Below are 8863 nucleotides of genomic sequence, written 5' to 3'. Positions count from 1 at the left end.
CATCGAGGATGACCGCCAGCTGGTCGACCGCCGCACGGGCCGCCGGGTCGGCGCGCCAGGCGGGACCGGCGGCCGGCCAGCTCGTCAGGTGCAGCGACGGCGTTCCCTCGAGTGGCGCGTAGAACCGCTGGTACATGTGCTCGGTGACGAACGGGGCGAACGGGGCGAACAGCCCGAGCAGCACGCGGAACGACTCGCGCAGCGTCTGCCGCGCGCTCCGCGCGCCCTGCTCGTCGCCGGTTAGCCGGTCTTTTACCATCTCCAGGTACCGGTCGCAGAACACCGACCAGAACATCCGCGACGCGGTGGCGTACGCCTGCATGTAGTCGTGTTCCTCGAAGAAGTCCGTCGACAAGTCGACAGTCTCCGCGAGGTGGGCCAGCAGCCAGCGGTCGACGATGTCGCGGTCGGCCACCGGAATCTGGGGGCCGGCCGGCTGCCCGGCCGACTCTAGGTTGAGGGACAGGAACCTGCCGACGTTCCACAGCTTGACGGCGAACTTCCGCCCGGTCCGCATGTCCTTCTCGTTGTACCGCAGGTCGGTGCCGATCCTGCCCTTGGCGGCCCACAGCCGCAGCGCGTCCGCACCGTACTTGGCCAGCACGTCGTCGGGCACGTAGCGGTTGAACCCGTCCGCCCCGGTGTGCCGCTCCAGGTCCCGCTTGGAGATCTTGCGGCCCTGCTCGTTCAGCCCCCACCCGGAGATCAGCGCGGTGCGCCACGGCACCCGGCCGAAGTGCAGTTCCGACTGCACCACCGAGTAGAACAGCCAGGTCCTGATGATCTCGAACGCCTGCACCCGCATCGACATCGGCGCCAGCGCCGGATCCGGCCCCTCGGGCCGCCACGCCCACCCGTCGTTGATCTGCGGGGTGAGCGACGAGGTCATCCAGGTGTCCATCACGTCCGGATCGCCGTGCAGCCCGGCCGACCCGCACGACGGGCACGCGGGCACCGGCGGCTTGTCGGTCAGCGGGTCGACCGGCAGGTCGTCCAGCCGGGCCAGCACCGGCGCGCCGCAGCCGTCGCAGAACCACACGGGAAACGGCACTCCGTAGTGCCGCTGCCTGGTGATGTTCCAGTCCCACTTGAGCCCGTCGATCCAGTCTTCGAGCCGCCGCCGCATGAACGCGGGGATCCACTCGATCTCCGCGGCCCGCGCCAGGAACCGGTCGGCGTTCTCCCGCACCGCGATGAACCACTGCGGCCTGATCTGGAACTCCACCGGCGTCTGGCACCGCTCGTGCACCCCGACCACCTGCCGCACGGACTCGCTGCCCCGCAGGTAGCCGGCGGCGTCGAGGTCAGCCACGATCTTCGCCCTGGCCTGGGTGAGCTGGAGCCCGGCGTACGGGCCCGCCAGCTCGCCGAGGCGGCCGTCGGCGGTGACCACCTCGCGCAGCGGCAGCCCGTCGCGCCGCCACTTGAGCACGTCCTCGGCGTCGCCGAACGTGCACACCATCATCAACCCGGTGCCGAACTCCGGATCGACCGACTCGTCGGCCAGTACCGGCACGGTGTAGCCGAACAGGGGCACCGTCGCCCGCGTCCCCACGATGGACGCGTACCGCGGGTCGGCTGGATGGCAGTACAGCGCCACGCAGGCGGGCAGCAGCTCAGGCCGGGTGGTCGCGATACTCAGTTCCTGACCGCGGGGTTCCTGACCGCGGGGTTCCTGACCGCGGGCTGCTCCGGGGAACTCGATCCGGTACAGCCTGCTGGTCCGCTCCAGGTCCTCGACGTCGGCCTGGGCGAGCGCGGTGCGGTCTTCAGGGCACCACAGAATGGGGTCGCTGGCCCGCCGCAGGTACCCCGCTTCGTGCAGCTTCACGAAGCTGGTCTGGGCAGTCCGCTGGCACCGCCTGTCGATGGTCGAGTACCGCAGCGACCAGTCGACGGACAGGCCGAGCCGCCGCCACAGATCCTCGTACCTGGCCGCGGTGCGCTGGGTCTCCGTCAGGCACAGCCGGACGAACTCGGCCCGCGGCATGTCCGCGGCCCGCACGCCGTAGGCCTGCTCGACGTACCGTTCGGTCGGCAGCCCGTTGTCGTCGAACCCGATCGGGTAGAACACCCGCTCCCCGCGCATCCGCCGGTAGCGGACGATGAAGTCCGGCTGCGAGTAGCTCATTGCGTGCCCGACGTGCAGATGCGCCGCGGATACGTAAGGCGGCGGTGTATCGACGCTGAACACGTCCCCGCTGCCCGCGGCGTCGTACCGGTACACGTCGTGGTCTTCCCACAAGGCACGCGCCGCGGCCTCCACGGCCTGATGCTCGTACTCGCTGCCCTCCATGCCGGCCCAGGTTAGCCGCGCATCCCGTCCCGGAAAACCCGATTAATCCCAGCGGCCAGCCGCCGAGCCGAGCGCTCGCCCCGCTTCTTGCTGTTATCAGCCGTTAATGCGCTTCACGGATAACGCGATAGTCGACGAGCAGATAGCCAGCCGGCGAGAGCTCGCTTCGGATCGATTCGAGCTGAATCGATGGCAAGCCGTCGAGAAGCCGTCGTCCGCGGCCGGCGATCCTCGGCGCTATCACGAGCCTGAGTTCGTCGACAACGCCGGCGGCGAGCAGCGCCTGCGCGACCGAGATACTCGCGTGGACGCCGATATCGCCGCCGCGCTGCTGCTTGAGATCCCGGACGAATTCGGCCAGCCCGCCGTCGAGCACCGTCGCATTGGCCCAATCTCGGTCCAGGGGCGTCGATGTCGCGACATACTTCGTGACTCCGTTGATGAATGTCGCGAATGGCTGGATCTGGCTGCTCGGCCAGAACTGCGCCCATTCGGTGTAGCTACGGCGGCCGAGAATGACCGCGTCCTGTGTCGCGATCACAGCGGCAAGGTTGGCGTCCATCGCGCCGTCCCAGTCGGGAAAGAAACCATCTGGGTCCTCGGCAACCCCGTCGAGGGACAACAACTCGTACACGACGATCTTTCGCTCGGGGAAGGTGAAGCTGCCGTCCTGGGCTGGGGAGAACGGGAGGGCCGCGAGAACCGCGTCGGGGTTGAGCGGGCCGTAGATGTGCGGGAAGGGGTCTTCGGCGCCGGGCACATGCTCGTAGCGGATCGGGGCGCGCACCCGGTCCGGGTCGATGACCAGCAGCACGAGCTCGTCGGGGACGCCGCGGTAGAACCTGTTCGCCACGTCCGCCACCTGGGTGGCCTGCGACGCGTGGATGAATCCCTCGTCAGCGAGGGATCTGCCGATCGTCGACGTGGCGTACTCGCCGTCGCGCTGCGCCCGTGCCCAGTCCGCGCGGGTGGCGATGTGGTAGATGCGGCTCACGAGGGCGAGTTACCCCGCCGGGCAGTGCATCGAACCGAGGCATCGAACCGAGGCATCGAACCGAAGGGTGGACCATTACGTCTATTCTGCGGGGGACGCTACTCTTTGTGCGCTCCGCTTCACCGAAGCTTCACCGATCTGTCTGTCCCGGTACCGCATTAGGGCACCGACCGGGGGAAGGAATCCGACGTGGCCTCGCCCCCGCCTGAACTGCTTGATGTCGCCGAACTGCTCGACGTGCCCGTCCAGCCCGGCGGCAAGATCATCGCGATCAGCGACCTGCACCTGCCGCCGGAACGGACCACGGTGTCCGGCCGGTGCTGTGAGGTCATCGCCCGGCGGCTCGACGGGGAGACCGTTCCGCTGACCGTCGTGCTGGCCGGCGACATCGTGGAGATGCTGGCCTTCCCCAGCGCCACGGCGGCCGACATCCTGGAGGCGCACGACGACCTGTGCCAGGCCCTGGCCGGGGTGACCGAGCGCGGCGGGCAGGTCATCTATACGGTCGGCAACCACGACGGCGACCTGGCCTGGGACCTGAAGGCGGCGGACGCCGTGCGTGACGTCACCGGCGCCAGGCTGTGCCTCGCCGCCGACCTGCGGCTGCCGGGCGGCGAGCGGATCCGGGTCGAGCACGGCCACCAGATCGACCCGTACAACTGCTTTCACGACCCGCGCAACCCGCTCGACACCCCGCTCGGCCACCACGTCGTCCGGGAGGTCATCCCGAAGATCGAGTGGCTGGGCCGCGACTGGCTCACCGGCCTCCACGAGATGGCAGACCCGGCGGACTTTCCGTCGTTCGTCGCCTCCCGGCTGGTGTACCGCAAGCTGATCCGCCACCTGTGGTGGCTGGTACTGGTGCCGATCCTGCTGTTCGCCCTGGTGCTGCCAGAAGTGGGGCGGGTCAAGAACCGGTACCCGGACACCGCGACCTGGCTGCACGACGTGGAGATCCTCGGCTACGGCGCGGTCGTGGACATCGCGATCATCGCGCTGATCCTCGCCATCGTCTCCCGCCGCGCCTGGACCACGCTCAGCGCCCTCGCCCTCGCCGGCCGCGGCTACAGCCAGAATGCCGCCGCCAGGCAGCGCGCCGACGACCTTATCGCCGACGGCTACACCGGGTACCTGTCCGGGCACACGCACCACCCGGAGCTGCACGCGCACGGCAGTGCCCCGGGAAACACGGGCTTCTACGCCAACGCGGGCTCGTGCACCTCGGTGGTCGAGGCGATCGACACCCTGCACGGCATGCCGCCGGTATACCTGCGCACCCAGCAGCTGTCCTGGCTGGAGATCACCGCCGACGGGGACCACCCGTGCCAGGCGACGCTCCAGTCCGCCCGGGTCGAGCTTCCCGGCGCCACCCATTTCGAGCGGTTCATGGCCCGGGCGCGCAACCCGCACTCCACGGCGCCGTGCTCGGTCGCGGCGTGGCCGCAGGGCCCCAACTGGCCCGCCGATCCCAAGCACCTGCGCGACCGCAGGCACCTGCACAAGCACCTGCGCCGCCACGAGCCAAAGGACCAGGAGTGCGGCCATGCCGCCCCCTGCGGCGAGAAGACCGATTAGCCCGAACTACTACAGTTTGTCGGACCCGCGACACCCCGGCGGGCCCGAGCGGCCTTAGACTTCCTGCGTGAGCATTCAGCCCGCCGGGCCCGCCGTGGAGATCGCCGGCATGGTCAAGCGGTACGGCGCCCTGACGGCCGTCGACGGGCTGACCCTCACCGCGCGCCGCGGCGAGGTCACCGCCATCCTCGGACCGAACGGCGCGGGCAAGACCACCACGATCGAAGTCTGCGAAGGGTACCGGACCGCCGATGCCGGCACCGTCCGCGTGCTCGGGCTCGACCCGGCGCGGAACCTCGCGAAGCTGCTCCCCAGGATCGGCGTGATGCTCCAGTCGGGCGGCATCCCGCCCGCGGTGCCCGCCGGCGAGTACCTCAGGCTGCTCAGCCGGTTTCATGAGAAACCACAGGACCCGGCCTGGCTCCTTGACACCGTCGGCCTCAGTGGATCGAAACGCACCCCGTACAAGCGGCTGTCCGGCGGGCAGCAGCAGCGGCTGTCACTGGCCGCGGCCTTGATCGGCCGCCCTGAGCTCGTCTTCCTCGACGAGCCGACGGCCGGCATGGACCCGCAGGCCAGACACGCCACCTGGGACCTGATCCGGGCGCTCAAGGCCGACGGCGTGAGCGTGATCCTCACCACGCACTTCATGGACGAAGCCGAGCTGCTATCGGACCACGTGGTGATCATCGACGCGGGACGCGTCGTCGCCGACGGCTCCCCCGCCACGCTGACCGGCTCGGCCGGGCAGCTGCGGTTCCGCGCCGAGCCAGGGCTCGACACCGACAGCCTGCTGTCCGCGCTGCCGGCCGGCAGCGCGGCCAAGGAATCTCCCGCCGGGCACTATCTCATCGAGGTGCTGCCCGGCGGCACCGTCGAGCCCGCGCTGCTCGCCGCCGTCACCGCCTGGTGCGCCGAACGCGCCGTGCTGCCCAGCAGCCTGCAGATCGAGTCGCGCACCCTGGAGGACGTCTTCCTCGAGCTGACCGGACGGGAGCTGCGGTCATGACGTTCGCCCCCGCTCCCGGCGCCGCCCCGATGCGCCGGATGGTCGCCGCGCAGGCGGGGTTCGAGACCAGGACGCTGCTGCGCAACGGCGAGCAGCTCACCCTTACGCTGATCATCCCGCTGCTGCTGCTCGCCGCGTTCAGCCTGGAGTCGCTGGTCAGCTTCGGCGGCGGCTACACCAGGATCGACTTTCTCACCCCCGGCGTGATCGCGCTCGCCGTCATGTCCACCGCGTTCACCAGCCAGGCGATCGCCACCGGCTTCGAGCGCAGGTACGGGGTGCTCAAGCGGCTCGGCGCCACGCCGCTGTCGCGGACCGGGCTGATCGCCGCCAAGACAGTCACCGTGATCGCCATGGAACTCGCCCAAACGGTGATCATCATGCTCGTCGCGCTCGCCCTCGGCTGGTCGCCAAACGCCGTTGGCGCGGCGGTCGTCGTGGTCCCGCTCCTCGTCCTACTCGGCACCGCCGCATTCAGCGGGTTCGCCCTGCTGCTGGCCGGCACGCTGCGCGCGGAGGCGACCCTGGCGGCCGCGAACCTGATCTACGTGGTGCTGCTCGGCGTCGGCGGCGTGGTCTTCCCGCTCACCAAGTTCCCGCCCGGCGCCCGCTCGCTGCTCGAGCTGCTGCCCTCCGGGGCGCTGTCCACCGGGCTGCGCGACGTGCTCGCCAACGGGGCGGCGTTCCCCGCGAAGAACATCGTGACGCTCGCCGTCTGGGCCGTCGTCGGGATCGCGCTCGCCGTCCGCTTCTTCCGGTGGGAGTAAGCGCTCTCCTCGTCCTGGCGGCCGCGGTCTCCGTGCAGAGCGGCGCGGGGATCGCCGCCCGGCTGTTCAGTGAGCTGCCGCCCGCGGCCGTGACCACCCTGCGGCTGTGGTCCGCGGCGCTGATCATGCTCGCGATCGGCGGCCGCGGCGCCGCCAGGGTCGTGGCCGACCTCGCCAAGAGGCGGGCGTGGCGGGACGCAGTCGCCACGGGCACGTTCGGGATATTTCTCGCCGTGATGAACTTCGCGATCTACCAGGCGTTCGAGCGGATCCCCCTCGGGATCGCGGTCACCATCGAATTCCTCGGGCCGCTCGCTGTGGCAGTGGCGGGCGCCAGTGCTCATAAGACAACGCGGCTGCTTAGCCTCGCCTGGGTGGCGCTGGCCGCCGCGGGCGTGCTGCTGCTCGCCCAGGGCTCTGGCGGGCACCTGGACCTGGCGGGCGTGGCGTGGGCGCTGCTGTCCGCCGTCGGCTGGGCCGGCTACATCCTGTTCAGCAGGGCCACCGGGCAGCGGGTGCCCGGGTCGGCTGGGCTGGTGATCGCGATGTGCGTGGCGGCGGTGCTCGTCACCGGGCCCGGGGTCGCCGCCGGGGCGCCGCAGATGTTCCGGCCGTCGCTGCTGCTCATCGGTGCCGCGATCGGGCTGCTGTCGTCGGTGATCCCGTACTGGCTGGAGTTCGAGGCGCTGCGGCGGGTGCCGCCCCGGGTGTTCGGGGTGTGGATGAGCGTGCAGCCCGCGGTGGCCGCGCTGATCGGGCTCGCCATACTCGGGCAGCGGCTCAGCCCGGCGGAATGGGCCGGGATCTGCTGCGTCACGGTGGCCAGCGGCGGTGCCGCCCGCGGCGGCCCTGCCCTCAGCCCCCAGGCGTTACGATGTGGGGCGTGTCTTCCTGGTTTGCGCGCGTCACGGGCCCGGTCCTGCGGCCGACGCGGGATTCGGTGCGCGGGCTGGCGCTCGCGGCGGTGATCGCCAACGCGGTCATCATCTCCACCGGCGAGGCGGTGCGGCTGTCGTCGTCGGGACTCGGCTGTCCCGACTGGCCGCAGTGCACCCAGACCAGCGCCGTCGCCGCGCACAGCGTCGGGCAGACCAGCCTGAACACCGCGATCGAGTTCAGCAACCGGCTGCTGAACTTCCCGCTCGTCGTGATCTGCGGGCTCGCGTTCATCGCCTGCTGGCAGTACCGTCCGGGCGGGCAGCGCCGCCGCGACCTGGTCTGGCTGTCGGCAGCGCTGCCGCTCGGCATCGTCGGCCAGGCGGTGGTCGGCGGGATCGTGGTGCTCACCAGGCTCAACCCGGCCTTGGTGGCCGTGCATTTCCTGCTGTCGTCGGCGATCCTCGCGGCGGCGGTCGTGCTGTACGTGCGAGCTGGCGAGGGCGACGGCCCGGCCAGGGGGCTGGTCCGCATGGACCTGCGCGTGCTGACCGCGCTGCTGGTCGGCGTCACCGCGCTAATGCTGGCGGCGGGCACCGTGGTCACCGGCAGCGGGCCGCTCGCGGGCACCACGATCGACTCCCACGGGCACCGGACGACCGTGCCGCGGTTCCACCTCGCGCTGGAGAACGTCACTCAGCTGCACGCCGACATCGGCTGGTTCATCGGCGCGCTCGCGGTCGCCATCGTGATCGGGCTGCATTTCTCCGCCGCACCGCGGCAGGCGGTGCGCTTCGGCTGGCTAGTGCTGGTCGGGCTCGGCGCCCAGGGAGTCATCGGCTACACGCAGTACTTCAACCACCTGCCGGCCGGCCTGGTCTGGGTGCACGTGTCGACGTCGGTGCTGCTGTGGATCTTCGTCCTGCGGCTGTACCTGTCCACCCGCGAGCGCCTGCCGCTCCCTGTGGAGCCGGCCGATGCGACAGCCGCGGCACCGGCGTCCGCGCCCGCCACCTGAGATCCTTATCCGGAACGTACGCGGCTTACTCGTCGGCCGTTCCGCTGTCCGCCGGGGGCGTGCCGAGCCGTTTCGCGTGCTTTTCCGCCAGCCGCCGCACGGTCTCGGCCGCGATGTCGGCGGTCGCCGACGGGAACGACACGCGCCGCACATCGGCGTCGGGGTCCGGAGTCGCCGCCGCGAACAGCCTGGCGTTCACCCGGATGGGCACCCCGGTCACGACCGCGAGGTTCACCGCGTCGCTGGGCCGCGCGTCAACTTCCCGCGGACCGGCCGGCCCCTGCACGACCACGATGGCGTAGAAGATCGAGCTGAGCAGCTGGGTGAT

Annotated in this window: 8 protein-coding genes; 5 read left to right on the top strand and 3 right to left on the bottom strand. The window is 70.7% G+C overall.

Annotated elements, in window-relative coordinates; all coding sequences use genetic code 11:
- A partial coding sequence (locus WA805_RS10700; protein ID WP_425242259.1) for a valine--tRNA ligase occupies positions 1–2296 on the bottom strand: 2296 nt, incomplete at its 3' end.
- Positions 2297–2399: 103 nt separating this feature from the next.
- Positions 2400–3290: a DUF952 domain-containing protein gene (locus tag WA805_RS10695; protein WP_425242258.1), complete on the bottom strand. Its 891-nt coding sequence runs from the start codon at positions 3288–3290 to the stop codon at positions 2400–2402.
- A 189-nt stretch (positions 3291–3479) separates the two neighbouring features.
- Between WA805_RS10695 and WA805_RS10690 the strand changes: the two genes are divergently transcribed.
- From WA805_RS10690 to WA805_RS10670, 5 genes are all read left to right on the top strand, one after another.
- Positions 3480–4865: a metallophosphoesterase gene (locus tag WA805_RS10690; RefSeq protein ID WP_425242257.1), complete on the top strand. Its 1386-nt coding sequence runs from the start codon at positions 3480–3482 to the stop codon at positions 4863–4865.
- Positions 4866–4974: 109 nt separating this feature from the next.
- Complete coding sequence (locus WA805_RS10685) at positions 4975–5874, top strand: ABC transporter ATP-binding protein (RefSeq protein WP_422287383.1); 900 nt, start codon at positions 4975–4977, stop codon at positions 5872–5874.
- A complete protein-coding gene (locus WA805_RS10680; protein ID WP_424563015.1) occupies positions 5871–6641 on the top strand; it encodes an ABC transporter permease in 771 nt (256 codons plus the stop codon). The genes WA805_RS10685 and WA805_RS10680 overlap by 4 nt, the downstream gene beginning before the upstream one ends.
- On the top strand, positions 6632–7609 hold the full coding sequence (locus WA805_RS10675; RefSeq protein WP_422271403.1) for an EamA family transporter: 978 nt from the start codon (positions 6632–6634) through the stop codon (positions 7607–7609). Before WA805_RS10680 ends, WA805_RS10675 begins: the two co-directional genes overlap by 10 nt.
- The gene (locus WA805_RS10670; protein ID WP_422271401.1) at positions 7525–8535 is read left to right on the top strand and encodes a COX15/CtaA family protein; all 1011 of its coding nucleotides are present in this window, start codon (positions 7525–7527) and stop codon (positions 8533–8535) included. Before WA805_RS10675 ends, WA805_RS10670 begins: the two co-directional genes overlap by 85 nt.
- Before the next feature lie 25 nt (positions 8536–8560).
- Here WA805_RS10670 and WA805_RS10665 read toward each other — a convergent pair.
- Positions 8561–8863, bottom strand: a 303-nt coding sequence (locus WA805_RS10665) for a bifunctional nuclease domain-containing protein (protein WP_425242256.1), incomplete at its 5' end; no start/stop codon positions are given.

This window comes from Trebonia sp., from assembly GCF_049794275.1.
Classification (GTDB): domain Bacteria; phylum Actinomycetota; class Actinomycetes; order Streptosporangiales; family Streptosporangiaceae; genus Trebonia.
The sequence above is the reverse complement of the archived record's forward strand: the minus strand, read 5'-3'. Positions and strand labels throughout refer to the sequence as shown.